The 25,356-nt window shown below is 68.2% G+C and carries 23 protein-coding genes and 1 riboswitch; of the genes, 8 read left to right on the forward strand and 15 right to left on the reverse strand.

The annotated features are described in order from the left end of the window. Window positions 1–2: 2 nt before the first annotated feature. Genes ACYVII_RS02965 through ACYVII_RS02975 form a run of 3 tightly spaced genes read right to left on the reverse strand, consistent with a single transcriptional unit; the run spans window position 3 to window position 3,597 of the window. Window positions 3–491 carry a ribose-5-phosphate isomerase gene (locus ACYVII_RS02965; protein WP_460530759.1) on the reverse strand — a complete coding sequence of 163 codons (489 nt, stop codon included), beginning with the start codon at window positions 489–491 and terminating at the stop codon, window positions 3–5. Then, window positions 488–2,221 carry a dihydroxyacetone kinase family protein gene (locus ACYVII_RS02970; RefSeq protein ID WP_460530762.1) on the reverse strand — a complete coding sequence of 578 codons (1,734 nt, stop codon included), beginning with the start codon at window positions 2,219–2,221 and terminating at the stop codon, window positions 488–490. Before ACYVII_RS02970 ends, ACYVII_RS02965 begins: the two co-directional genes overlap by 4 nt. Next, window positions 2,218–3,597, reverse strand: coding sequence for an MFS transporter (locus ACYVII_RS02975; RefSeq protein WP_460530764.1), 1,380 nt, complete (start codon window positions 3,595–3,597; stop codon window positions 2,218–2,220). The genes ACYVII_RS02970 and ACYVII_RS02975 overlap by 4 nt, the downstream gene beginning before the upstream one ends. A gap of 139 nt (window positions 3,598–3,736) precedes the next feature. On the opposite strand from ACYVII_RS02975, the gene ACYVII_RS02980 reads away from it, so the two are divergent. Next, window positions 3,737–4,474 carry a FadR/GntR family transcriptional regulator gene (locus ACYVII_RS02980; protein ID WP_460530767.1) on the forward strand — a complete coding sequence of 246 codons (738 nt, stop codon included), beginning with the start codon at window positions 3,737–3,739 and terminating at the stop codon, window positions 4,472–4,474. A gap of 4 nt (window positions 4,475–4,478) precedes the next feature. Here the strand turns inward: ACYVII_RS02980 and ACYVII_RS02985 are convergent, their stop codons facing one another. Further along, on the reverse strand, window positions 4,479–6,497 hold the full coding sequence (locus ACYVII_RS02985; RefSeq protein ID WP_460530770.1) for an ABC transporter ATP-binding protein: 2,019 nt from the start codon (window positions 6,495–6,497) through the stop codon (window positions 4,479–4,481). A 96-nt stretch (window positions 6,498–6,593) separates the two neighbouring features. On the opposite strand from ACYVII_RS02985, the gene ACYVII_RS02990 reads away from it, so the two are divergent. The 4 genes from ACYVII_RS02990 to ACYVII_RS03005 all read left to right on the forward strand — a co-directional run bounded on the left by ACYVII_RS02990 (window position 6,594) and on the right by ACYVII_RS03005 (window position 9,737). After that, complete coding sequence (locus ACYVII_RS02990; protein WP_460530773.1) at window positions 6,594–7,520, forward strand: ABC transporter ATP-binding protein; 927 nt, start codon at window positions 6,594–6,596, stop codon at window positions 7,518–7,520. Beyond that, window positions 7,517–8,353 (forward strand): ABC transporter permease, encoded by an 837-nt coding sequence (locus ACYVII_RS02995; RefSeq protein WP_460530776.1) that lies wholly within the window; start codon window positions 7,517–7,519, stop codon window positions 8,351–8,353. Before ACYVII_RS02990 ends, ACYVII_RS02995 begins: the two co-directional genes overlap by 4 nt. Next, on the forward strand, window positions 8,350–9,183 hold the full coding sequence (locus ACYVII_RS03000; protein ID WP_460530779.1) for an ABC transporter permease: 834 nt from the start codon (window positions 8,350–8,352) through the stop codon (window positions 9,181–9,183). Before ACYVII_RS02995 ends, ACYVII_RS03000 begins: the two co-directional genes overlap by 4 nt. Before the next feature lie 68 nt (window positions 9,184–9,251). Continuing rightward, window positions 9,252–9,737 carry a DUF2269 family protein gene (locus tag ACYVII_RS03005; RefSeq protein WP_460530782.1) on the forward strand — a complete coding sequence of 162 codons (486 nt, stop codon included), beginning with the start codon at window positions 9,252–9,254 and terminating at the stop codon, window positions 9,735–9,737. A gap of 4 nt (window positions 9,738–9,741) precedes the next feature. On the opposite strand, the gene ACYVII_RS03010 is transcribed toward ACYVII_RS03005, so the two are convergent. The 5 genes from ACYVII_RS03010 to ribD are packed head-to-tail and all read right to left on the reverse strand — an operon-like array spanning window position 9,742 to window position 13,879. Then, a complete protein-coding gene (locus ACYVII_RS03010; protein WP_460530785.1) occupies window positions 9,742–10,155 on the reverse strand; it encodes a hypothetical protein in 414 nt (137 codons plus the stop codon). A 22-nt stretch (window positions 10,156–10,177) separates the two neighbouring features. Next, on the reverse strand, window positions 10,178–10,657 hold the full coding sequence (gene ribH, locus ACYVII_RS03015) for a 6,7-dimethyl-8-ribityllumazine synthase (RefSeq protein ID WP_460530788.1): 480 nt from the start codon (window positions 10,655–10,657) through the stop codon (window positions 10,178–10,180). Further along, window positions 10,654–12,021: a bifunctional 3,4-dihydroxy-2-butanone-4-phosphate synthase/GTP cyclohydrolase II gene (ribB, locus tag ACYVII_RS03020; RefSeq protein ID WP_460530791.1), complete on the reverse strand. Its 1,368-nt coding sequence runs from the start codon at window positions 12,019–12,021 to the stop codon at window positions 10,654–10,656. The genes ribH and ribB overlap by 4 nt, the downstream gene beginning before the upstream one ends. After that, a complete protein-coding gene (locus tag ACYVII_RS03025; protein ID WP_460530794.1) occupies window positions 12,018–12,722 on the reverse strand; it encodes a riboflavin synthase in 705 nt (234 codons plus the stop codon). The genes ribB and ACYVII_RS03025 overlap by 4 nt, the downstream gene beginning before the upstream one ends. Before the next feature lie 2 nt (window positions 12,723–12,724). Then, complete coding sequence (gene ribD / locus ACYVII_RS03030; RefSeq protein WP_460530797.1) at window positions 12,725–13,879, reverse strand: bifunctional diaminohydroxyphosphoribosylaminopyrimidine deaminase/5-amino-6-(5-phosphoribosylamino)uracil reductase RibD; 1,155 nt, start codon at window positions 13,877–13,879, stop codon at window positions 12,725–12,727. A 99-nt stretch (window positions 13,880–13,978) separates the two neighbouring features. After that, window positions 13,979–14,176, reverse strand: a riboswitch (FMN riboswitch). A gap of 338 nt (window positions 14,177–14,514) precedes the next feature. Between ribD and ACYVII_RS03035 the strand changes: the two genes are divergently transcribed. Continuing rightward, on the forward strand, window positions 14,515–15,387 hold the full coding sequence (locus ACYVII_RS03035) for a hypothetical protein (protein ID WP_460530800.1): 873 nt from the start codon (window positions 14,515–14,517) through the stop codon (window positions 15,385–15,387). Window positions 15,388–15,567: 180 nt separating this feature from the next. On the opposite strand, the gene ACYVII_RS03040 is transcribed toward ACYVII_RS03035, so the two are convergent. From ACYVII_RS03040 to ACYVII_RS03055, 4 genes are read right to left on the reverse strand one after another with little or no spacing between them, the layout of a single operon-like run. Beyond that, the gene (locus ACYVII_RS03040) at window positions 15,568–16,311 is read right to left on the reverse strand and encodes an HAD family hydrolase (protein WP_460530803.1); all 744 of its coding nucleotides are present in this window, start codon (window positions 16,309–16,311) and stop codon (window positions 15,568–15,570) included. An 8-nt stretch (window positions 16,312–16,319) separates the two neighbouring features. Next, window positions 16,320–17,330, reverse strand: a complete 1,011-nt coding sequence (trpS, locus tag ACYVII_RS03045) for a tryptophan--tRNA ligase (protein WP_460530805.1) — start codon at window positions 17,328–17,330, stop codon at window positions 16,320–16,322. A gap of 25 nt (window positions 17,331–17,355) precedes the next feature. Beyond that, the gene (locus ACYVII_RS03050; protein ID WP_460530808.1) at window positions 17,356–18,195 is read right to left on the reverse strand and encodes an exonuclease/endonuclease/phosphatase family protein; all 840 of its coding nucleotides are present in this window, start codon (window positions 18,193–18,195) and stop codon (window positions 17,356–17,358) included. 10 nt (window positions 18,196–18,205) lie between these two features. Next, window positions 18,206–19,606 carry a YihY/virulence factor BrkB family protein gene (locus ACYVII_RS03055; RefSeq protein ID WP_460530811.1) on the reverse strand — a complete coding sequence of 467 codons (1,401 nt, stop codon included), beginning with the start codon at window positions 19,604–19,606 and terminating at the stop codon, window positions 18,206–18,208. 110 nt (window positions 19,607–19,716) lie between these two features. Between ACYVII_RS03055 and ptsP the strand changes: the two genes are divergently transcribed. Further along, window positions 19,717–21,360 (forward strand): phosphoenolpyruvate--protein phosphotransferase, encoded by a 1,644-nt coding sequence (gene ptsP, locus ACYVII_RS03060; RefSeq protein WP_460531838.1) that lies wholly within the window; start codon window positions 19,717–19,719, stop codon window positions 21,358–21,360. A 24-nt stretch (window positions 21,361–21,384) separates the two neighbouring features. Beyond that, on the forward strand, window positions 21,385–22,689 hold the full coding sequence (locus ACYVII_RS03065) for a putative GNAT family N-acetyltransferase (RefSeq protein ID WP_460530814.1): 1,305 nt from the start codon (window positions 21,385–21,387) through the stop codon (window positions 22,687–22,689). Window positions 22,690–22,727: 38 nt separating this feature from the next. Here ACYVII_RS03065 and ACYVII_RS03070 read toward each other — a convergent pair whose 3' ends face one another. Together ACYVII_RS03070 and sdhA are read right to left on the reverse strand one after the other, a co-directional pair. Further along, window positions 22,728–23,516: a succinate dehydrogenase iron-sulfur subunit gene (locus ACYVII_RS03070; RefSeq protein ID WP_460530817.1), complete on the reverse strand. Its 789-nt coding sequence runs from the start codon at window positions 23,514–23,516 to the stop codon at window positions 22,728–22,730. Further along, on the reverse strand, window positions 23,516–25,318 hold the full coding sequence (gene sdhA, locus ACYVII_RS03075; protein WP_460530820.1) for a succinate dehydrogenase flavoprotein subunit: 1,803 nt from the start codon (window positions 25,316–25,318) through the stop codon (window positions 23,516–23,518). The genes ACYVII_RS03070 and sdhA overlap by 1 nt, the downstream gene beginning before the upstream one ends. Window positions 25,319–25,356: the final 38 nt, after the last annotated feature.

The raw sequence follows: 25,356 nt of genomic DNA on the forward strand, positions 1-25,356 counted from the left end.
GCTCAGCAGCTTCCCGTCGACTCGTACTCCGTGAGCACGGCCACCTTGTCGGCAGAGGCCGACGACGTGTCGAACCGGTACGTGAGCCACTCGCGCACGAGCCGGCGGGCGAGCTCGATGCCCACGACTCGCTGACCCATCGTGAGCACCTGCGCGTTGTTGGAGAGCACGGAGCGCTCCACCGAGAACGAGTCGTGCGCAGTGACGGCACGGATGCCGGGCACCTTGTTCGCGGAGATCGCGACTCCGAGCCCGGTTCCGCAGATCAGCAGGGCACGGTCGGCCTCGCCGGCGGCCACCAACTCCGCCGCGGCGATCGCGACCTTCGGGTACGGGGTGTGACCGTCGGCATCCACCCCTACGTCCACAACGGATGCGACGCCCGGGTTGCCCTCGAGGTCGCGCTTCAGGATCTCCTTGTAGTCGAAGCCGGCATCGTCGGCTCCGACGACGATGCGCAGGGGCTCGTTCGTGGTGCTGGACTTGCTCATCGGTCACCTTCCTTCCGGTCGCGGTCACGGAGTACATCGCCGATCGCGGTCGCGATCAGCGCGAGGGAGTGGGCGCCCGGGTCCGGAACGCCGAGAGCGTGCTCACCGTGCGTGCGGGCTCGTCCCATGCGCGGCAGGAGGTCGGCTGTGGCGGCGGCAGAGCACGTGGCGAAGTTCGCGGCATCGCGCCAGGCATCGGGCAGGGTCTCCCCGGCTCCGACCCCAGCATTCAGCTCCCTGGCGAACGGAACCAGCGCATCGACCATGGTCTTGTCACCGATTTCAGCCTTGCCATACGCCATCACGCCGGAGGCGCTCGCGGCGACTCCGGCGACAATGTCGCTCGGAGCCGGCGTCCCGTTGTCGCCCAGCCGGGCGGCGACGGAGTTCAGGATGACGCCCCACAGCGCGCCGGAGGTCCCACCCGCCCGATCGGCCCACGCATCGGCTGCCCGGCTCAGGGCCGTGCCGGCTCCGGCTCCAGCCTCGACGGCCGCGGTGGCGGCGGCCAGGGCAGCATGGGCGCCGCGCTGCATTCCGATGCCGTGATCGCCGTCGCCGGCGATCGCATCGATGCGGCCGAGCTCGTCCGCGTTCGCGTCGATCGTCGTGACGATCGTCTCCAGCACGGTCCGAACGGTGGCGGCGCACTCCCGGGAGGCGTCGTCGGCGGGAGGGACGGCCTCTTGTTCATCGACGGCCCGGTCCTCGGTCGCGCGTTGCGCGCGGGGTGCGACCGCACCGCGGCGATACGCGGGCGTGTCCACGGGCGTCTCCCACAGTCGGGCGAGCTCATCGTTCAGCCAGTACAGGGTCAGCGAGGTTCCCGCCATGTCGAACGAGGTGCAGTACTCGCCCACGTGCGGGTCGACGATCTCCAGCCCCGCGTCGCCGAGGAGTTCGGCGATGCGGCGGTAGACGACGAACAGCTCCTCGTATTTCAGTGATCCGAGCCCGTTCAGGATCGGCACGACCCGTCCGTCCGCGCCGTCCGGCCGCTCGGCCAGCAGCCGGGCCACGAGCAACTCGGCGAGGCCGTCGGCGGTCGGGATGTCCGTCTCATCGATCCCGGGCTCGCCGTGGATACCGAGGCCCACGGCCATCCGCCCCTCCGGAACACTGAACAGCGGCGCTTCAGCGCCCGGCAGGGTGCATCCGGTGAAGGCCACGCCGAACGACCGGGTGCGCTCGTTGGCCAGTCGTGCGACGCGCGCCACTTCGGCGAGGTCGTACCCAGCCTCCGCGGCGGCTGCGGCGGCGCGGAACACGGTCAGATCGCCCGCGATGCCGCGACGCTTGTGCCGTTCGGATGCCGGTGCCGACGAGACGTCGTCGGTCACCGTGACCGTCTCGCACGCGATCCCTTCGGAACGGAGGCGCTCCTGCGCCGCGTCGAAGTTGAGCACGTCTCCCGCGTAATTGCCGTAGCTGTAGAGCACGCCGGCACCGGCATCCGCGGCGCTGGCGACGGATGCCACCTGCTGGGCCGACGGCGACGCGAACAGGTTGCCCATCGCCGCGCCGTGCGCGAGACCCTGCCCGACCAGTCCGCCGAACGCCGGGTAGTGGCCGGAGCCACCGCCGATCACGACGGCTACCTGGCCGTCCGGGACGACGGTCGAACGCACCACGCCGCCCGGCACCCGCCGCACGTACCGCGCGTTCGCCGCGACGAAGCCGGCGATCAGCTCGTCGGTGAAGTCGGCGGGGTCGTTCCAGAGCCTGGTCATGACGCAGCCGTCTCCAGGTCGGCAGCGGCGGGTACGGCATCCCGCTGCCTGCCGCTGCGTGCCAGCAGCACCATGAGCACGGCCGACAGCAGCATGAACGCGCCCACCACGATCATCGGAACGACGTACTGCGGCTCGCCCTTGCCGTTCTTGGTCAGGTCGGCCAGGAGGCCAGTGATGTACGGCGCGCTGAAGCCCGCCAGGTTGCCGATGGTGTTGATGAGCGCGACGCCCGCTGCCGCAGCGACGCCGGTGAGGAACCGCGTCGGGAGCGTCCAGAAGTTGGGCAGGGCGGCGAAGATGGCGCACGCCGTGACCGTGATGACCGCGATCGTGGCCGCGGGGGAGCCGGTGAAGAGCGCCAAGGGGATAGACACCGCGCCGGCGATCGCCGGTACGACAATGTGCCAGGTCTTCAGCCCGCGCCTCGAGGCATCACGTGACCAGAAGTACATGACGATCGCGGCGGGCAGATAGGGGATGGCGGTGATGAGGCCCTTCTGGAAGACGTCGAACGAGGTGCCGAACTCCTCCTGGAAGCCCCCGATGATGGTCGGCAGGAAGAAGGCCAGTGCGTAAAGGCCGTAAATGAACCCGAAGTAGATGAACGACAGCAGCCAGACGCGTCCGCTGGAGAAGGCCATGCGGATCGACGGATGCTTCTCCCTCGCCTCCGTCGCGACCTTCTCCTTTTGCAGTGCGTCGGTGAGCCAGGTCTGCTCGGCCGGGGTGAGCCACTTGGCGTCGGCCGGCTTGTCTTTGAGGTAGAACCAGGCGATGACGCCGATCACGATCGCCGGGATGGCGACGCCGAAGTACATGAAGCGCCATCCCTCGAGGCCGAAGAAGACGCCGTGCTGCCCGATGAGCCAGCCCGCGAGAGGAGCACCGATGACCGTCGTGAGCGGCTGCGCCAGGTAGAAGAGCATGAGGATGCGCCCGCGATACTGCGAGGGAACCCAGAGGCTGAGGAAGAGGATGGCTCCGGGGAAGAACCCGGCCTCGGCCACGCCGAGGAGGAAACGCAGTAGGGTCAGCTGCTCGAAGTTCTGAACCCAGGTGAAGAGCAAGGCGACGATGCCCCAGCTCACCATGATGCGGGCGAGCCAGCGGCGCGCCCCGAACTTGTGCAGTGCGATGTTCGACGGCACCTCGAGCAGGATGTAGCCCACGAAGAACACGCCCGATGCGAAGCCGAACTGGGCGGCCGACAGTGCGAGGTCGCCGTTCATGCCGTTGGGCGCCGCGAAGCCGATCGCGGTGCGGTCGAGGTAGTTGATGAAGAACATCAGGGCGACGAAAGGCACGAGACGAACAGCGACCTTGCGGATCGCGGAGCGCGCTACGGGCGAGGTGTCGAGCTGGTTCTGGTCCACATTGACTCCTGGAAGCGGCGGTGGTCGTGAGGTACGGCAGGCGCCGTCCGCCATTCCCAGTGTGACAAACCGGTTGACCAATTGCAAGGCGAGCGCGCTTGCTTCCATCCAGCTGCAGGACCGCTGTTAGGTTGTTCGCATGCCCGCGTATTCCGATGGATCCGCCGTCGACATCGCTGCGGCGCTCGGCCAGCTGCCCAGCGGAACGCCGGTCTCCGAGGTCGCGCGTCGGCTGCTCGAGCTCTTCACGAGTGGGTCGATCGAACCGGGAACTCGACTCCCGCCGGAGCGACAGCTCTCCGAAAGCCTCGGCGTCGGACGCTCGGCGGTCAGGGAGGCGCTCGCCGCACTGGAGATCCTCGGCATCGTCGACGTGAGGCCCGGCTCGGGCACCTACCTGCGTGGTACGGCGAGCGAATTGCTGCCGCAGACCCTTCGCTGGGGTCTGCTGATCGGCGAGCGCAACACCGGCGAGCTTCTCGAGCTGCGCTCAGGGCTGGAGATCTACGTGGCGCGACTGGCCGCCATCCGCGCTGACGATGCGGCCAAGGCAGCGCTGTCCGCTCAGCTCGAGCGGATGCGCGTGGCGACGCACGACCTGAAGAAGTTCGCCGCAGCCGACCGCGAGTTCCATCAGGGCCTCGCGAACGCGGCGGGGAACGCGGCGCTCATCGACATGCTGCACGTCGTGCGATCGCTTCTCCAGGTCTATGCGGATCGCGCGGTGTCGAGCGAGGACGAGGCCGAGGCGGCGGTCGTGGAGCACGACCGGATCTTCCGCGCCATCCAGTCCTCAGACGACGACGCCGCGGCATCCGCGATGGCCGCCCACATGGTGACCGCGGCGTCCCGCCTGTCGGCGGAAGCCGTCGAATAGGGCGTCACACCAGCAGCTGGTGCTTCGCCAGCTCCCGGTACAGCGGCGTGGACTCCACGAGCTCCGAGTGCGTGCCGACACCCACGACGCGTCCCTTCTCGAGCACCACGATCTGATCGGAGTCGACCACGGTCGAGAGGCGGTGCGCGATGACGATCAGCGTGCGGTTCTCCGCGACAGCGTCGATCGCGTCGCGCATGAGCTGTTCATTGCGGCCGTCCAGACTCGAGGTGGACTCGTCGAGCAGCAGGATGGGCGGTGCGGCCAGCAGCGCCCGGCCGATCGCGAGCCGCTGGCGCTCGCCGCCCGAGAGCATGACGCCGTCCTCGCCGACCGGCGCGTCCAGGCCGAGCGGGCTGCGCTCCAGTACCTCGGTGAGGTTCACCGCGTGCAGCACGTCGATGCATTGCGCGTCGGTCGCGTTCGGCGTCGCGAGCGTGAGGTTGTCGCGGATCGAACCGGCCAGCACCGGCGCATCCTGCTCCACGTAGCCGATCTGCGCACGCAGCTCCGTGCGGTCGAGCGTGCGGATGTCCAGGCCGCCCATCGAGATCACGCCACTCTCCGGGTCGTAGAACCGCTCGATCAGTGCGAGGATCGTGCTCTTGCCGGCCCCGGACGGGCCGACGAGCGCGGTGCGCTTGCCGCGCGGAGCCGCGAAGCTCACGCCATGCAGCACGCCCTCCTCCGGAACGCTGGTATCGGATGCCGTCAGTCCGGTCACCGAGACGCCGCCCGCGACGGCTTCCGCCTCCGCGACGACGTCGCGTCCCTCGAACGCCTCGAGTGCGTCCTCGGCCACGGGCGCGGCGCGTCGACCTCGTTCGCGCCCGGATGCGCCTTCTGCCGACTTCTCTGCATCCTTGACGTCGTCGCGCGAGCTCCGGGCCGCGACGACCGCGTCGGGGTACGCGAACCGCACGTCGTCGAAGGCGATCGCCGGGGCATCCGGATTCACGGCGGCATTCGCAGGTCCGACCATCACGGCACGCTGCTCGGGCGGCAGGTCGCTCGCGTCCTCGCTCGGCAGGTCGACGATCTCCTGGATGCGCCCGAGCGCGCCGAGCGCCGAGTTCACCGACGTGAACGCGCCGAACGCCTGCCCGAGCGGCAGGATCATCATGAACAGGAACAGGATGAACGCCACGAGGTTCGCCACGGTGATGGCGCCGGAAGCGACGCGGTATCCGCCGACGCCGAGCACCACGAGGAACGACACCTGCATCGCGATGCCGGCCACCGGAACGACGAGCGCCGAGATCTTCGCGACCTTCACGCCCATGCGATAGGCGCCCGCGGCATCCTCTTCGACGCCCTCGATCTCGCGATCGGTGGCTCCGGCGGCGCGGATCGTGCGCACCGAGCTGATGGCCCGCTCGACGGATGCCGCCAGGTCGCCGACCCGCTCCTGCGCCTTGCGGCTGGCGACGCGGATGCGTCCGGACAGCAGCACGACCACAGCGATCGAGACCGCGATCACGAGAACCGTGAGGCCGAGCAGCACGGGGTCGATGATGAGCATCGCGATCAGCGCGCCGATGAACGTGAGCGTGCCCCCGATCGCCTCGACGAGGCCCTGCGTCAGAACGGCGCGCAGCAGGGTCGTGTCGCTGCCGACACGGGAGACGAGGTCACCGGTGCGGCGCGCATCGAACTCGCTGATCGGCAGGTTCAGCATGCGGGCGACGAGACGCTTGCGCGAGGAGAGCACGACGCTCTCGCCGGTGCGCTGCAGCAGGTAGTGCTGGTATCCCGAGATCAGTCCCGAGATGACGACCAGGGCGACGAGTGCCCAGACCAGGCCGCCGAGCGCCTTTCCACCCTGCACGATCCCGATCACCTGGCTGACCAGCAGCGGCTGGGCGAGGCTGGCGGCCGCGCCGAGCACACTGAGCACGACGACCACCGTCATGGATGCCTTGTGCTCGAAGATGTAGGGCAGCAGCTGCCCGAAGGTGGCGCGGGGGCCGTCGTCCTTCTCCGGACGGCCGAACCGGCGGCGCGTGGTGGCGGGTGAGCTCATGAGGGACTCCGAATCGGGGGTGGCGGCGAAAAGGGTACCAACGCCGCCTGCAGGAACCCCGCGCCACTGTCACCCGTGCGCGTTACGTTGGTGAGCGTGTCTTCGCCGGTGATCGTCGCATCCGACCTCGTCAAGCAGTACGGGGAGGTGACTGCCGTCGGCGGCATCAGCTTCGAGGTGGCGCCGGGGGAGTCCTTCGGCCTGCTCGGCCCGAACGGGGCGGGCAAGTCGACGACGATGCGCATGATCGGCGCGGTCTCCACGCGCACGAGCGGACGGCTGGAGATCCTCGGCCTCGACCCCGACCGGTTCGGGCCGGAGATCCGGTCGCAACTGGGCGTCGTACCGCAGTCCGACAACCTCGACGAAGAACTCCGGGTGCGTGAGAACCTCGTCGTCTACGGTCGCTACTTCGGGCTGCCGATGGCGAAGGTGAAGACGAAGGCAGACGACCTGCTCGCGTTCGCACAACTGCAAGACAAGGCGAAGGCGAAGGTCACCGACCTCTCCGGAGGCATGAAGCGCCGGCTCACGATTGCGCGCGGTCTCATGAACGATCCGCGCATCCTGCTGCTCGACGAGCCGACGACGGGACTCGACCCGCAGGCGAGGCACATCCTGTGGGATCGGCTGTTCAGGCTCAAGGAACAGGGCACAACCCTCGTGCTCACCACCCACTACATGGACGAGGCGGAGCAGCTCTGCGACCGTCTGATCGTCGTCGACAAGGGCACGATCATGGCCGAGGGCACTCCGGCCTCACTGATCAGGGAGTACTCGACGCGCGAGGTACTCGAGCTGCGCTTCGGTGCCGACCGCAACGCCGAGATGGCGGAGCGGCTGCAGGATGCCGGCGACCGGGTGGAAGCACTTCCCGACCGTGTTCTCGTGTACACGGCCGACGGCGAGGCCGAGCTGGCGCGGCTCACCGAGGCGGGCATCCGTCCGCTCACCTCGCTCGTGCGCCGTTCCAGCCTGGAGGATGTCTTCCTGCGGCTGACCGGAAGGTCGCTGATCGAATGACCGCCGTCGAGACAGCGCAGGGGGCGCTTGAGAGCAGCGCACGAAAGCCGCGCCGGTTCGGTGCATGGTATGTGGCGGAGCACCGCCTGCGCGTGATGCGTTCCTACGTCTCCACCGTTCTCATCGGCGCCGTAGGGACGCCGCTGCTGTACCTGTTCGCGATGGGGATCGGCCTCGGGGCCCTCGTGAGCGCAAACCTCGGGCCGCATGCGGTCGACGGCGTGAGCTACCTGCAGTTCGTCGCGCCCGCGCTGCTCTGTACGGCGGCGGTCACCGTGGCCTCCGAGGAGTTCACCTACCCGGTCATGCTCGGGTTCAAGTGGAATCCCACGTTCCTCGGCATCAGCGCATCGCCGATCACTCCGGGGCAGATCATCGACGGCATGGTGATCTCCGTCGTCGTGCGCCTGGTCGCCTCGAGCGTCGTCTACTGGCTGTTCATGCAGCTGTTCGGTGCGACGCCGTCGGGCACGGCGTTCCTCGGCGTGCTCATCGCCACGCTCGTCGGGCTCGCCTTCGGTGCTCCGATCATGGCGTACGTCGCCACCATTCAGACGGACTCGGGGCAGATCGCCATGCTGATGCGCTTCGTGCTGCTGCCGCTGACACTGTTCTCGGGCACGTTCTTCCCGCTGACGTCGATGCCGATCTACCTGCAATGGATCGGCTGGCTCTCGCCCATCTGGCACGGCACGCAACTGGCGAGGATCGTCTCCTACGGTGCTCAGGTGCCGCCGTGGCTGATCGTCGTGCACGTCCTCTACCTGCTCGTGCTGTTCGTGCCCAGCTGGCTGCTCGCCCGCCGTATCGCGAGGCGGAGGCTCTACACATGACCGGCGTCGATGTCGAGGCGCCCGTGCAGGTATCCGGCCGCCGCAGAGGGGTCGGATCGCTGTACGCGGGCAACGCGCGGTCCGTCGTGTACCGCGGATGGCTGGCCACCAAGTCGACGAACTGGCTGGTCGTGGTCTCCGGCGTCTTCGAGCCGGTGTTCTACCTGCTGTCGCTCGGCATCGGGCTCGGCGCATTCGTCGGCACGGTGTCGGCCGGTGATGGAAGGCACATCTCGTACGCCGCGTTCATCGCGCCGGCGCTGCTGGCGACCGCCGCGATGAACGGCGCCGTGTACGACTCCACCTGGAACGTGTTCTTCAAGATCCGCTTCGCCAGGCTCTACGAAGGGATGCTCGCCACTTCGCTCGGTCCGCTCGACGTGGCGTTCGGCGAGATCGCCCTCGCCCTGCTGCGAGGCGCAGGCTACGCCGTCGCGTTCATGATCGTCATGCAATTCGTCGGGCTGAACCTGTCGTGGTGGGCGCTGCTGGCGTTGCCCGCAGTGCTGCTGGTGGCCTTCGCGTTCGCCAGCTTCGGCATGGGTATCACGAGCTACATGAAATCGTTCCAGCAGATGGACATCATCAACTTCGTCATGCTGCCGATGTTCCTGCTCTCCGGCACGTTCTACCCGCTGTCGGTCTACCCGCAGGGTGTGCAGGTGGTGATCCAGGCACTGCCGCTGTGGCAGAGCGTCGACCTCGTGCGCTCGCTGACGACGGGCGCGGTCGGCGCAGGCGTCTTATGGCACGTGCTGTACCTCGTGGTCATGGCCGTGCTCGGCATGATCCTGACCACCAGGCGGCTCCGCGCCCTTTTCCTCGACTGACAGACACCGCTTCTCTACCGCTCGGCGTGCACGTTCAGCGAACTCACACCTGCCGATAGTCTGGAGCCATGGACGTGGCGAACGTGATTCTGGGCATCCTGCATGTGGCGGCGGCGGTCTTCATCGTCGGACCGATGGCCATTCTTCCGATGACCGCGATGCGTGCGATCAGGGCAGGCTCCCCGAACCAGGTGCGAACACTGGCGCGGTCGACGAATGTGTTCAGCCTGCTGTCGCTCGCGGTCTTCATCTTCGGATTCGGTGCTCTCGGCACCTCGGACCCCAAGTACCACACGAGCATCTCGTCGACGTGGATCTGGCTGTCCATCGTTCTGTACGTCATCGCGCTGGGTCTCACCCTGTTCGTGGTCGTGCCCGCGATGCGGCGCGCCGCAGACGCGATCGAGGGCGAGGAGGCCGTGGAAGAGGAGGACCCGGCCGCCAAGCCCGCCCCGCCGGCGGCGAACGGCGGCTATGGTCCGCTGGCCGCCACGAGCGGCATCTCCAGCCTGCTGCTCCTCGCCGTCGTCGTGCTCATGGTCTGGAAGCCTTGACGGCTCAGTCCGCGGCGCGCCACGACGAGACGAGCCGCGTGACGTCGGCGGTCAGGCGGTCGTTGCTGTTGCCGCACTGGTAGGTGTCGAGCTTCGCAGACGACCCGTCGCCGAGCCGCATGGCGAGGTGCGTGGTGACCCCACCGGCGCAACCGTTGCCGGATGCCTGCCTTGCGTCGCCCGGATGCCATCCGTCGTCGTGCAGTACCCGCTGCAGGGCCGCGAGCCGGTCGGCGTCTGTCGTGGTGCGGGTCGAGTCGTCGAAGTTCGGCTCCGCCTGCGACTGGCTGTATGCGACCGAGGTCAACGTGCCGTTCCAGGCACCCGGGCGTGCGACGACGATCACGATGACGACGACGATCGCGACCGCGACCACCGCCCCACCGACCCAGAGAACGAACTTGCGCGCGTTGCTCACATGCTCAGCATAAGCGCGGCTCTCAGGTTCCTTGCCGCAGCTCCCGCAGGGCGATCGCGGTGGCGATCGCGGCGTGCGCGGCCTCCGCGCCCTTGTCCTCCTTCGAGCCGGGCAGCCCGGCGCGATCGAGGCCCTGCTGCTCGTCGTCGAGCGTGAGCACGCCGAATCCGACGGGTTTCCCGGTGTCCAGCGCAACCCGGGTGAGTCCATCGGTGGCCGCCGACGAGACGTACTCGAAGTGCGGAGTCCCCCCGCGGATGATCACGCCGAGTGCCACGACCGCGTCGGCGCCGGCATCCAGTGCAGCCTTGCTCACCACCGGCAGCTCGAAGCTGCCGGGAACCCGCACCAGCTTCCAGTCGGCTCCTGATGCCGTGAGCTCGCGTTCGGCCCCCGCGACGAGTCCGTCGCCGATAGCCTCGTGCCACGTTCCCGCGATCACCACCACCCGCAGGCCCTCGGCGTTCAGGGTCTCGTGGTCGGGTGCGCCGGCTCCGCTCATCGGGTCGCGCCTTTCTGCTCGGGGGTCGGAATCGTCTTCGTAGCGACGTGGTGTGCGATCAGTTCGTCATCGGAGGCGGCGGCATCCTGTTCGAAAGCGCCGTCCAGGTCACGCAACTCGGCGTCCGTGACGGGCAGAAGGTGTCCCAGCCGGTCGCGTTTCGTCTTGAGGTACTGCTCGTTCAGCGCACCGAGGCCGACGACGAGCGGCACCCGCTCCTCGACGACGACGCCGTGCTCGTTGAGCTGGTTGACCTTGTCGGGGTTGTTCGTGAGCAACCGCACGGAATGCATCCCCAGATCCGAGAGGATCGCGGATGCCGCGCCGTAGTCCCGTGCGTCGATCGGCAGTCCGAGCGCGAGGTTGGCGTCGAGGGTGTCGAGCCCGTCCTCCTGCAGCCGGTACGCGCGCAGCTTGTTGATCAGGCCGATGCCTCGGCCCTCATGGCCGCGCAGGTAGATCACCACTCCGCCGTCCCGCTGGATCGTGTCGAGTGCGGCATCCAGCTGCGGACCGCACTCGCACTTCAGGGAGCCGAACGCCTCGCCTGTCAGGCACTCGGAGTGCACCCGCACGAGCGACCCGGATTCGCGGGGTTCGCCCGCGATGATCGCGACGTGGTCGGCACCGGTCATGCGGTCGCGGTAGGCGCGCACCCGGAACGGCCCGTGCGTCGTCGGAATGGTGGTCTCGACCTCGAAGATGACGCGCGAGCTCTCGGGAACCGGGGCGACTGCCTCGAGAGGCGTGTCGCAGTGGAACTCCTGCAGGTAGGCGATCAGCGCCTCGATCGTGATGACCGGCACGTTCTCGCGAGCGCCGAATTCGATCAGCTCGGGCAGGCGCATCATCTCGCCGTCGTCGGCGACGACCTCACCGATCGCGCCGACCGGTGTCATGCCGGCGAGCTTCAAGAGGTCGACCGTTGCCTCGGTGTGCCCGTCGCGCTCCCGCACTCCGCCGTCGACGGCCCGCAGCGGAACGATGTGGCCGGGGCGATGCAGGCTGCGAGCGGTTGACGACGGGTCCGCGAGCACGCGGAGCGTGTGCGCGCGGTCCGCCGCGCTGATGCCGGTGGAGAGCCGGTCTGCGGCGTCGACCGTGATCGTGTAGTTGGTGCCCCTGGAGTCCTCGTTGTCCACGACCATGACCGGGAGCTCGAGCTTGTCTGCGAGCTCGTTAGTCAGCGGTGCGCAGATGAAGCCGGAGGAGTGCCGCACCAGCCAGGCAACCCATTCCTGCGACGCGGTCTCGGCGGCGAGCACGATGTCGCCCTCGTTCTCGCGGCTCTCGTTGTCTGCTACCAGTACCGGTCGTCCGGCGCGCAGAGACTCCAGCGCCTCGGGGATCGTCGCCAGTGTCATGCTTCGCTCCTCACAGCGGTGTCCCGGTTCGCACCGGAGACGCGACTCGTATCTGCGTCGCGACGTTCATCGGAGACGCGGTGCCGGGGGGATGCCTGCTCGAGTGCGAGCATCCGCTCGACATGCCTCGCCAGGATGTCCGTCTCGACGTTCACCCGATCGCCCACCTCCCTGCCGCCCAGGGTGGTCGCCGCGAGGGTCTCCGGGATGAGGGAAACCTCGAACCACTGCTGCGGGGCGCCTGGGTCGCTCACGGCGGAGACGGTGAGTGAGACACCGTCGACCGCGATGGATCCCTTGCGTGTGACGAGGGAGGCGATCTCGGGGGAGAGACTGAATCGCACCACTCGCCACGCCTCACCCGGCGTCACGGCCAGAACGGTCGAAATGCTGTCGACGTGGCCCTGCACGATGTGTCCGCCGAGCCGATCGCCGACGAGTGCGGCGCGTTCCAGGTTGACCGGGATGCCCGCTGCCGCGTCGTCGAGCGTGCTCACGGCAAGCGTCTCGGCCATCACGTCGGCGGTGAAGGAGTCCTCCGTCTGGTCGATGACGGTGAGGCAGACACCGCTCACGGCGATCGAGTCGCCGTGCCGGGCGCCCTGCACGGCGAGTGGGCCGCGCACCGTGATGCGTGCCGCGTCGGCACCGCGTTCGACGGCCGTGATCACGCCGAGTTCTTCGATGATTCCAGTGAACATCCTCACGCTCCTTGGGTGGGCAGTTCGGGGGTGGGCAGTTCGGGGGTTGGCGGTTCGGGGAAGCGCGTGCGGTCGGGCCGCGCCTGCTGCGTCGCGTCGTCGACGTGCCGCGGATTGAGCGTGCGTGCTGCAGGGTTGGTCGCCACGACGAGCAGGTCGTTGCCGAGCCGCTGAAGGCCGTGCAGGCACAGATCTCGTTGCTCCGCGATGGAGTGCACGCCGATCTCGTCGAGGGCAGTGCGAGGGCCACCCAACAGCGTGGGAGCCAGGTAGACGTGGAACTCGTCGACGAGCCCCTCGCGCACGAAGGCGCTGGCCAGCATCGGCCCGGCCTCGACATAGGCGGTGCGCACTCCGCGCTCCCGCAACTCGAAGAGCGCGCGGGCGAGATCGTGACCGGACAGGAAGATCGGTGGATTCGGATGCCGCCGCACGGCCGCGTCGTCCGGCACAACGCGGTCGCCGAGCACGACCGGTACCGGCTGGTGCGACAGCAGCTCGCCCGCGTCGCCGCGAGCCGTGAGACTCGGGTCGTCGGTGAACACCGTCCCGGTACCGACGATGATCGCGTCGGATGCCGCTCGCCGTTCGTGCACGTGCTGCCGCGCCGCGGAGCCCGTGATCCACCTGCTGGTGCCGTCGGATGCGGCGACGCGGCCGTCCAGGCTGCTCGCCCACTTCAGCGTGACGTACGGGCGGCCGAGGCGCGCGGCCACGAGCCAGTCCTGCAGGAGCCGCGTCGCGGCATCCGCTTCGACACCGGCGATGACCTCGACGCCGGCCTCGCGCAGCCGCTTCGCACCGCCGTGCGAGGCGTGACCCGGGTCGTCGACGGCGTAGACCACGCGCGCGATGCCGGCGCCGATGAGTGCTTCACTGCACGGCCCGGTGCGGCCGGTGTGGTTGCAGGGCTCGAGGGAGACGACGGCCGTCGCTCCGGATGCCTGCTCCGGCGTGAGCTTCGACAGTGCGTCGACCTCCGCATGGGGCGTGCCGGCCCCGCGGTGCCAGCCTTCGGCCAGCACCTCGCCGCCGGGGGAGAGAATGACGCATCCGACCCGGGGGTTCACCCCGCGTGCAGGACCGAGAGCGGCCAGTTCGAGCGCGCGGCGCATCGGCGCCTCGAAGCTCTGCGCCTCGAACCCGATGTCGGTCATCCCGGTCTCCGTCTGTCCTGCTCCGCCTATCTGGCGGTGGGCGGACCCCGGGGTTTCCTCGGATACATGCCGACGGCACGGATGCTGACGCAACCGTGCGTGTGCTGCCTCCCATCCGGACTCTGTCGCGTTGGGCTTCCACTGCCGAAGCAGCCGAAGCTCAAAGCGACATCACCGTCGGTGCCGGGATTCCACCGGCTCAACCTCGCCGCCCGCTGTTGCTTTCACACAACGACTGACGCCTCGGCTCGCGGACTTTCACCGCCGGTTCGGACTCTCACCGACCCCGGAGCACTGCCTACATGCTACCAACGCGTGCTCGGCCGCCGTATTCCCACGTCACTCGGCGACGCGGGGCCGGCGCCGTCGCCCGGGCCCAACCGCCCCTGGGGTCACTCGCCGGCACGCCCAGTCCACCGGTTCGTAACTCCTGCAGATTGTCGGCAAGGAGGCGGCAACTGGCGAGTCTGCGCCTGTGCAGTTGAGGATCTGCAGGAGTTACGAACGGTGGGATGGCGTGGGCGCATCGCGCGGGTCGCTTACTCTTGTCCTCCCCAGCGGTATCTCCGGCGGTTGTTTTCACAGTTCTGCTTCGTCGCGAGCCACCATGTCGTTCGCCCGTCAAAGCTGGCGCGATGGGTTGGGATGACGCGTTCCGAATGACGGGCCGAGACGTGCTGAGTCGAGCAGAACTCATCGGCTTGGGTGCGACCAGTCGCTCGCTGACCGCCGCCGTTCGCGGCGGCGCTCTACGCCGCCCTCGGCGCGATCACTATTGCCTTCCATCGCTTGACGCGGACGGCCGTTCAGCGGTTCGCATAGGCGGCCGGCTCACCTGCGTCTCGGCGCTGAGGAGCTATGGTGTTTTTGCGGTGAAACCTCGTGCACCGCACGTCCACCTGAGCCGAGCCGCGAGTCGGCTACGGGCGCCCGACGAGAAACGTCAGCGCCTGACGAAGGAGAACCGCGGCGGAGCTGTTCTGCACTGGCAGCCGCTCATAGTCTCCACAGCAGGTGACGATCATCGCGTAGGGCTTCTAGATGCTCTTGCACACGTCGTTCGCTGTCAGCAGTCGTCCCTCGCGATCGCATCGATCGACAACGCATGGCACCTCGGCCTGATCGATGAGGACGCGATCGCCGAGCTATTCGCTCGGCTGCCGCAGTGCTACGCGTGGATGCGATCACGACTCAATCCCCTTGCCGAGGCAGGACAGGAAACTGTCTTGCGTCTCATCGTCGAGGGCCTTGGGCTGCGCTACGAGATTCAAGTTCACTTGGACGGCCTTGGCCGGGTCGACATCGTGGTCGAAGACGTGCTCGTACTCGAAGCGGACAGCCGTGCTCATCATGACGGCTGGTCGCTACATGTACGAGACCGTGAGCGAGACCTTCAAGCGGCGCGTCTCGGCTACGCGTCGCTCAGGCCGGCGTACCAGCACACGATGGAGCAGCCTGAACTGGTGAGCGCAGCCATCGAACGCTTGGTCGCCCTGCTGAAGCGGTAGCCGAATTGCCGATTCGCCCGACGCTCGCCCTCTGCTGGGTTCGTAACTCCTGCAGAATGGCCTTGCCTTCCGCCAGATCCGGATATCCAGGACGCGAAGCGCAGTGCCCAGACCAATTCGCAGGAGTTACGAACCTGAGGACGCGATGCGAATGCGGGAATAGGGCAGGCAGATGATCCGTCAGAGGTCCAGCGCGGCGGGCAACGCCGGGAGGCCGGTGATGCGCGCCACGCCGAGCTGCTCGGCCGCTGCGTGTTCGGACTCGGACACCTCGGCGCCATACCGATCGATCCACACGCCGGTGAGGCCCGCGCGGGCCGCGCCGATCGCATCGGTGCCGAGCCGGTCGCCCACATACGCGGCCTGCTCCGGCTCCACTTCGAGCCGGGTACACGCCAGCTGGAAGATGCGCACGTCCGGCTTCGTGATGCCTACGTCGCCCGAGGCCACGATCGCATCGAATCGATCCCGGATGCCGATCGCGTCGATCTTGCGCAGCTGGTAGTCCAGCTCGCCGTTCGTGACGATACCGAGACGCACACCGGGCAACCGGGCACGAAGGGAGTCGAGGCAGGGGAGCGCGTCGTCGAACAGGCCCCACTCGTCCGTGTAGTGCTCGAAGTAGTCCGAGAACCATGCAGCGGCCGCCTCCGGCGTGAGCGTCACGCCGTGCCGCGCCGCATACTCCCGCGCCCTCGCCCGCCGCTGCTCCTCGTGGCTGAGCTCGCCGCCGAGATACCGGTGGTAGTGCTGCTCCTCGAGGCGGCGCCAGAACGCGGTCTCGGCGTCGGCGTCCGACGCATCGTACGGATGTCCGAGCCCGCGCACATACGCCAGCAGACCGCGCTCGACCGCGTCTCGGTGCGCGAACAGCGTGTCGTCGAGGTCGAAGAGCACGGCACGGGTGCTCGTCGCAGCAGGCATCCGTCTCGTCAGAGCCGCACGCGACGCAGGAATCCGACCCGCTCGTACGCCTTCGCCAGTGTCGCCTCGGCAACCTCGGATGCCCGCTGTGCGTTCGCCGCCAGCAGTCGGTCCAGCTCCGCCGGGTCGCCGAGCAGCTCGAGAGCGCGCGCACGTACCGGCTCGAACTCGCCGATCACGACCTCCGCGAGCCCCTTCTTCAGGTCGCCGTAGCCGCGCCCGTCGTACTCGTTAGCGACCGCCCCGATGCTCTGTTCGCTGAGCGCCGCGTAGATCGCCAGGAGGTTGGAGACGCCGGGCTTCTCCCCCCGGTCGAAGCGCACGACGGAGTCCGTATCGGTCACCGCGCGCATGATCTTCTTGCGTGTGACGCTCGGCTCGTCGAGCAGCAGGATGAGCCCGGCCACCGAATCGGACGATTTCGACATCTTCGACGTCGGACTCTGCAGGTCGTAGATGCGGGCGCTGTCCTTCTGGATGATCGCCCGCGGCACCACGAACGTCTCACCGAATCGCGAGTTGAAGCGCTCCGCCAGGTCGCGGGTGAGCTCGACGTGCTGCCGCTGGTCGTCGCCGACCGGCACGTCCACGGCGTCGTAGAGCAGGATGTCCGCAGCCATCAGCACCGGATACGTGAACAGGCCGACGCTGGTCGAGTCCGTGCCGTACCGCGAGGACTTGTCTTTGAACTGCGTCATGCGCCCGGCCTCGCCGAACCCCGTGATGGTGTTCAGCACCCAGGCGAGTTCGGCGTGCGCGGGCACGTGCGACTGCACGAACAGCGTCGAAGCCGTCGGGTCGATGCCGGCGGCGATGTACTGAGCGGCCGTGCGCCGGGTCTTCTCCGCCAGTTCCTTCGGGTCCTGCGGTACCGTGATGGCGTGCAGGTCGACGACGCAGAAGAACGCGTCGTGGCTGCTCTGCAGCTCACGCCACTGCAGCAGCGCGCCGATGTAGTTGCCGAGGTGCAACGAATCGCTCGACGGCTGGATGCCGGAGAAAAGGCGTGGCTTGCTCATGGGTTCCTTACGTGTGGTGCTGTCTTCAGAGCGCGTAGTCGACGACGACGGGGGTGTGATCCGACCATCGTTCCGCGTACGACGGCGCCCGGTCGACGTGGTAGTCCACGACCTTGCCGGCGAGCTTCGGCGTCGCGAGCTGGTAGTCGATGCGCCACCCGGTGTCGTTGTCGAACGCCTGGCCACGCCAGGTCCACCAGCTGTACGGGCCGTCGACCTCACCGGCCCACTTGCGGCCGACGTCGACCCAGCCGTACCCGGCGCCGTCGTTGTAGTGCTCGTCGTCTTCCGCACCGAGGATCTTGTCCAGGTACGCGCGCTCCTCCGGCAGGAACCCGGCGCGTTTCACGTTGCCCTTCCAGTTCTTGATGTCGAGGGTGCGGTGGCCGATGTTGAGGTCGCCCATCACTGCGGCCAGCTCGTTGTGCTCGGGCAGTGCCTTCATGCGGGCATCCATCGCGTCGAGGAACCGGTACTTGTAGACCTGCTTCTCGGTGCCCGCCTCTCCGGAGGGCACGTATGCGCTCACCACCGTGACGATGCTTCCGTCGACCTCGTAGTCCGCCTCGAGCCAGCGCCCGGCGGTGTCGAAGTCCTCGTCGCCGAGTTCGACACGGTGAATGGATGCCTTGCCCCGGCTCGCCAGCGCAACCCCGGCTCGCCCCTTCGCGGTGGCCGCATCGTGCAGCACATCCCACTCCTCACCGAGCAGGCCGGTCAGGTCGTCAGTGGTGGCGCGCACCTCCTGCAGAGCGAGGATGTCCACACCGCGCTTGTCGAGCCACGCGCCCATTCCGCGCCGGAATGCGGCTCGAATGCCGTTGACGTTGACCGTGGCGATGCGGAGCGTGCGGCGGGAAGGCATGCGTAAAAGATTAGCCGGGGCCGCCGACATCCTTCGTGCGGTGATCGTCGACGGCCTCCGGCCGCTCCGCCTTGCCGTCGGCGGTGTCCATCCACCAGCTGCGCTTCTTCGGCGGCGTCGGCGCTGGTTCGCGGGCGGTGTGTTCCAGCCGCTGGCGTGCGTCGCGCACCGCCCGGTTCGCGAACCACTTGGCCAGACCTCGGGCTGTCGCAGCCTTCCGCTCGGCGTCCTCCACCCCGGTCTGGGCGACCAGCAGCCTCGCCGACCATTCGGCCAGCGCCTTCTCATAGGCGAGCTGCTCCTGCGTGCGTCTTCGCGGCTCGATGCGGTGGTCGGACATCCCGACCGCGATCCATGCCGCGGAGAGCAAGATCATCCGGCAGATCATGTTGAACCACAGCAAGAGCCCGACGAACACGGCGAACGTCGCCAGCAACGGGTTGCGGGTGACGCCACCGATCAGCAGGCCGCCCAGAACGCTGAGACCGCTGAGCGCGACAGCACCGAGCAGCGGACCGAGCACGAGGAACCGCCACGGGATGATCACGCGGGAGAGCACGCGGTACATCGCCACGAGCACGAAATAGTTCAGTGCGATCGAGACCGCGAAGCCGACCACCCGGGCGAAGAAGTTCGGCCAGAAGCCGCTGTCGATGCCGAACAGGCCGAGCACGAACGTGATCGCCTCGGTGGTGATCAGGGTGATGGATGCCGAAACGATGAGCACCACACCGAACACGATCGCCAGGCCGAGATCGGTGATCTTCTGCAGGGCGTAGTTGCGTTCGTCGCGCTCGAGGTCGAACATCGCCCGCACGGCCTGGCGGGTGTAGTACAGCCAGGCGATCGCGGTCCAGAGCAAGCCGATGAGCGCGATGATGCTCGTCCAGCCGAAGGTCGTACCGAGCGATTGAAGCGCATCCTGGCTGATCACGCCCTCGTGCCCGTCGGTCCCGATCAGGCCTGGCACGGCCTCGTTGATGATCTTCACGAGCGCCCGGAAGAGGTCCGTGTTGCTCGTGAGCCAATATCCGGCGATGGAGAAGCCCACCCAGAGTGCGGCGAAGATCGCGAACAGCGACTGGTACGACATGCCCGCCGTGCGGAGATTGCCGTCGTTGTGCGAGAACTGGATCCACACCCGGTACGGCTTCAGCGCGGTGACCCAGCGCCACCAGCGGTTGACCTTCCGCACGGGCCTGGCCAACCTGTCGCGCAGCGGGTCGGCGAACTCCTCCAGCCGTTCCGTGAGTTGTTCCCGCTCGTGCTGGGCCTCAGCGCGGAGCCGCTCGATGCGGGCGTGCTCGGCTGGATCCGGATGAGCGACAACGGATGCCTGTGCCCCGGCTCCCGCGCCCGTCCCGCGTCCCCCGGGCGGAGCATCCGTCGACTTCGCGTTCCGCCGCGCCACGGCCTCAGCCTACGGGCGATCGAAGGTCGGCGATGGGAGCGAGCGGCGACGATCCACCGGATCGTCGCTTATAGCTCCACGGCGCGCGGCATAGGCTGGGACCCGTGTCGATCCAGATCGCGGGCATCGGCGTTGGCCGCGGCGTCGCCGTCGGCCCCGCCCTGCGCATGCCCGACCCGATCGGCGAGCCCGACGACGTGGAGTCTCACGCGGAGGCATCCGACGAATACCGCCGGGTCGTCTTGTCGTTGGAGGCGGTGACGGGCGAACTCGTCGAGCTCGGGCACCAGGCCGGCGGTGACGCCGAGGAGATCCTCGAGGCGCAGTCGCTGATGGCGCAGGATCCGGCGGTGGTGGATGACATCCGGCAGCGGATCGGCGACGGCAAGACCGCCGAACGCGCCGTTTTCGAGGCCTACGAGGAGTACGCGAAGGTGCTCGAGGGCCTGGGCGAGAACCCCGCGGCTCGCGGCGCCGACGTGCGCGACGTCGCCAGGCGTGTGATCGCTAGGCTGCGCGGAGTCGCCCTCCCCACGGTTCCGCGCTCTGACGCACCGTTCGTGCTCGTGGCGCACGACCTCGCGCCGGCCGACACGGCCACTCTCGACCTCAGCAAGGTGCTCGGGGTAGTCACACGCGACGGCAGCAACTCGTCGCACACGGCCATCCTCGCCCGCAACAAGAACCTCGTCGCCGTCGTCGGAGCCGCGGGCAGCGACGCCATCGTCAACGGCCAGACGGTGATCGTCGACGCCGAACACGGCCGGGTGGTGATCGATCCGGATGAGCAGTCCGTCGCCGCCGCCGCGGAGCGGGGCGGCAACGTCGCGGCCCCCCGCCCTCTGACCCCCGGCGCGCTGGCGGACGGCACACCCGTTCCGCTCCTGGCCAACGTCGGCGCCCCGGAGGAGGCCGCGCCGGCCGTCGCGCTCGGAGCCGAGGGCGTCGGACTGTTCCGCACCGAGTTCCTCTACCTGGATGCCCGCAAAGCGCCGCCCGTCGACCTCCAGCGGTCCCGCTACCGCGACCTCATGGCCGCGTTCAGGGGTCGCAAGGTCGTGGTGCGTGTGCTGGATGCCGGCGCCGACAAGCAGCTCGCCTTCCTCGGACACACGCACGAGGAGAATCCCGCGCTCGGGCGCAGAGGCATCCGTGCCCTGCGAGAGCACGAGGGCGTGCTGCGCGACCAGCTCGCGGCGCTCGCCGGCGCCCAGGAAGACACCGGCGCCGACCTGTGGGTGATGGCACCGATGGTCGCGGACGTCGCCGAGACGGCCTACTTCGTGGAGCTCGCCCGCTCACTCGAACTGAGCACAGTGGGCATCACGGTAGAGGTCCCCTCCGCGGCGGTGCTCGCCGACCAGCTCGTGCCCCTGTGCGACTTCGTCAGCATCGGCACGAACGACCTCACGCAGTACGCGCTGGCCGCCGACCGAATGCTCGGATCCGTCGCGCAATACCAGAATCCCTGGCATCCCGCCGTGCTCCGCCTGATCAAGATGATCGGGGATGCCGGCCGCGCATCGGGCACGCCCGTCGGCGTGTGCGGTGAGGCAGCATCCGACCCGCTGATGGCCGTCGTGCTGGTCGGGCTCGGCGCAGAAGACCTCTCCATGTCGCCCGGCGCGCTCGCCGACGTGCGGGCCACGCTCGCCAAGGTCACCCTCGAGCAGGCCCGCGGTCTGGCCGCACGCACACTGGCGCAGACGAGCGCAGCGGATGCTCGTGCCGTCGTCGCCGAGGCCCTCGCCTGACCATCGCGCCCATAGTCTGGATCGATGGACGCCAAGCAACAGCCCCTCGACCGCACCTCCGCTGACGCATTGCGCGCCGAGGGCCTTCGTCTCGGACTCGTCGACGGCAGTGACCGCGCCGCGCTCGCCGCGTGGGACGAGGCCGACTACCGAGGGTTCCACGACCGTCGCCCGGAGCCGGAGACGGTCGACGAGCACGTGCGGCACACGGCGTACCGCCGCATCGTGGGCGTGTGGGACGACGGCATCCCGGAGTCTGACGTTCCGGTCGCGACGGTCTCCACGTGGGTCGGCGATCTCACGGTGCCCGGCGGCGCGGTGCTGCCTTCCTGGGCGGTCAGCTCCGTCACCGTTGCCCCGACGCATCGCCGCCGCGGCGTCGCCCGCGCGATGCTCGAGGGAGAACTGCGCACCGCGGCGGCGGCCGGAGTTCCGATGGCCTCGCTCACGGTGTCGGAGGCGACCATCTATGAGCGCTACGGATTCGGGCCGGCCACGCAGACGGCCGACCTCACGATCGACACGCGGCGTGCAGGGTGGGCGCATCGGCAGGCATCCGCCGGCCGGCTCGCGTTCGTGTCGTTGCAGACGATCGCCGACACCTGCCGCGACGTCTTCGAGCGCGCCCGGCTGAAGACCCCGGGCGAGATGACGCTCGACGACTTCATCTGGGGCCAGCGTGCCGGAGTCCTGGGCGACCGCGACAAGAAGAGCGCTTCGCTGCGAGCGGTGCGCTACGACGACGAGCACGGTGTGCCGCAGGGCTTCGTCGTGTACTCGCTCAAGGCGGACAGCAGCGACTTCGCGAACCACACGGTCGACATCCGCTACCTGCGTGCGGCGACCGACGAGGCGTACGCGGCGCTCTGGCGCTTCCTCCTCGAACTCGACCTCGTCGGCACGGTCAACAACGAGGTCGCAACCGCTGACGAGCCGGTGCTGTGGATGATCCGCGACCAGCGGGCCGCGACCGTCGTGCTCCGCGACCACCACTGGCTGCGTGTCCTCGACGTGAAGACCGCGCTCGAGGCACGACGTTACGGCCGGCCAGGATGGCTGACCCTCCGCATCGAGGACCGCCTCGGCTTCGCGTCCGGCACGTACCGTGTCGATGTGCAGGCCGACGGCTCGGCGGCCGTCGAGCAGACGGATGCCGCACCCGACCTCAGCATGGATGTCGCGACGCTCTCTGCGCTCTACCTCGGCGCGTGGCGCACCTCGACGCTCGCCCGTGCCGGACGCGTGACCGAGCTCACACCGGGCGCGGCCCAGCGCTTCGATGCGGCATTCCGCGCCGACGAGGCGCCCACGCTGAGTTTCTGGTACTGAGTTTCTGGTACTGAGTTTCTGGTACTGCGGGCTGCCGCTCAGCGCTTCCCGCGCATGATCGCCTGCTTCACCTCGGCGATCGCCTGCGTCACCTGGATACCGCGGGGGCAGGCATCCGTGCAGTTGAAGGTCGTGCGGCAGCGCCACACGCCTTCCTTGTCGTTGAGGATGTCCAGGCGCACCTGCGCGGCGTCGTCGCGCGAGTCGAAGATGAAGCGGTGTGCGTTCACGATCGCGGCCGGACCGAAGTACTGCCCGTCGGTCCAGAACACCGGGCACGACGACGTGCACGCCGCGCAGAGGATGCACTTCGTGGTGTCGTCGAAGCGCGCCCGGTCGGCGACGGACTGGATGCGCTCCTTGCCCTCCGGCGGAGCCGAGTTGGCCTGCAGGAACGGCTGCACCTCGCGGTAGGAAGCGAAGAACGGCTCCATGTCGACGACGAGGTCCTTCTCCAGCGGGAGTCCCTTGATGGCCTCGACGTAGATCGGTTTCTGAACGTCGAGGTCTTTGATCAGGGTCTTGCAGGCGAGCCGGTTGCGGCCGTTGATGCGCATGGCATCCGACCCGCACACACCGTGCGCGCAGGAGCGACGGAACGTGAGCGAGCCGTCCTGCTCCCACTTGATCTTGTGCAGCGCGTCGAGCACGCGGTCGGTCGGATACACCTCGACGTCGAAGTCCTGCCAGTGCGGCTCGGTGTCCACATCAGGGTCGAAGCGCCGCACGATCAGCGTCACGATGAACGACTTGATTGCGTCGGACGAGTCGGATGCCTGTGCCTTCTCGGGCGCGTCGGTCGAGGCGTCGGCCACGGCGGTGGACATCAGTACTTCCTCTCCATCGGCTGGTAGCGCGTCACGACGACGGGTTTCCAGTCGAGCTTGATGTGGTCTGCCGCGTTCGACGAGTGCGGGTCGCCGGTGAGGTAGGCCATGGTGTGCTTCATGTAGTTCTCGTCGTCGCGCTTCGGGAAGTCGTCGCGCATGTGACCGCCGCGGCTCTCCTTGCGGTTGCGCGCCGAGAACACGACGACCTCGGCGAGGTCGAGCAGGAATCCGAGCTCCACGGCCTCGAGCAGGTCGGTGTTGAACCGTTTGCCCTTGTCTTGCACCTGCACGTTCCGGTAGCGCTCGCGGAGGGCGTGGATGGTCTCGGTCACCGCGGCCAGGGTCTCGTCGGTACGGAAGACCTGCGCGTTGCGGTCCATCTGGTCCTGGAGCTCCTTGCGGATGGCTCCGATGCGCTCGGTCCCGCTGGAGTTCCGCAGGCCCTCGAGCATGTTCCGCACGTCGGCGGCCGGGTCATCCGGAAGCGGAACGAAGTCGGCCGTCTTCACGTACTCGACCGCGTTGCGGCCGCTGCGCTTTCCGAACACGTTGATGTCCAGCAGCGAGTTCGTGCCGAGGCGGTTCGATCCGTGCACAGACACGCACGCACATTCGCCGGCGGCGTACAGACCCGGCACCACCGTGGTGTTGTCGGCGAGCACCTCGGCGTTGTTGTTGGTCGGGATGCCGCCCATCGCGTAGTGCGCGGTCGGCATCACGGGAACCGGCTCGACGACCGGGTCCACGCCCAGGTAGGTGCGGGCGAACTCGGTGATGTCGGGCAGCTTCGTCTCCAGCACCTCGGCACCGAGGTGCGTGCAGTCCAGCAGCACGTAGTCCTTGTGCGGCCCGGCGCCTCGGCCCTCGAGCACCTCCTGCACCATGCTCCGGGCGACGATGTCGCGCGGCGCGAGGTCTTTGATGGTGGGGGCGTACCGCTCCATGAACCGCTCGCCAGAGGCGTTGCGAAGGATCGCGCCCTCGCCACGAGCGCCCTCGGTGAGCAGGATGCCCAGACCGTACAGCCCAGTCGGGTGGAACTGGAAGAACTCCATGTCTTCCAGCGGCAGCCGCTTGCGCCAGATGATGCCGACGCCGTCGCCGGTGAGCGTGTGCGCGTTGGATGTCGTCTTGTAGATCTTGCCGAAACCACCGGTCGCGAAGATCACGGCCTTCGACTGGAACACGTGCAGCTCGCCGGTGGCGAGCTCGTACGCGACGACACCGGCCGGACGGCGCTTGCCGTCGACCTCGTTCATGACGAGGTCGAGCACGTAGAACTCGTTGAAGAAGTTGATGCCGAGCCTGACGCAGTTCTGGAACAGCGTCTGCAGGATCATGTGCCCGGTGCGGTCTGCGGCGTAGCACGCGCGGCGTACGGCGGCCTTGCCGTGGTCGCGGGTGTGGCCGCCGAAGCGACGCTGGTCGATCTTGCCTTCGGGCGTGCGGTTGAAGGGCAGACCCATGTTCTCGAGGTCGATGACCGCGTCGATGGCCTCCTTCGCGAGGATCTCGGCGGCATCCTGATCGACGAGGTAGTCACCGCCCTTGACGGTGTCGTAGGTGTGCCACTCCCAGTTGTCTTCCTCCACGTTCGACAGCGCGGCGGCCATGCCGCCCTGCGCAGCACCGGTGTGCGACCGGGTGGGGTAGAGCTTGGAGATGACGGCCGTCTTCGCGTGCGGCCCGGCCTCGATGGCCGCGCGCATGCCTCCGCCTCCGGCGCCGACGATGACGATGTCGAACTGGTGGTAGTGCACGCCGTCGATCACGGCTCCGTCTGCGATCTGTTCAGTCACGTGGATGTCCGTAGCTTTCGGTTCTCTTGCGCCGTCGC

The sequence above is a fragment of the Humibacter ginsengiterrae genome, assembly GCF_054780115.1.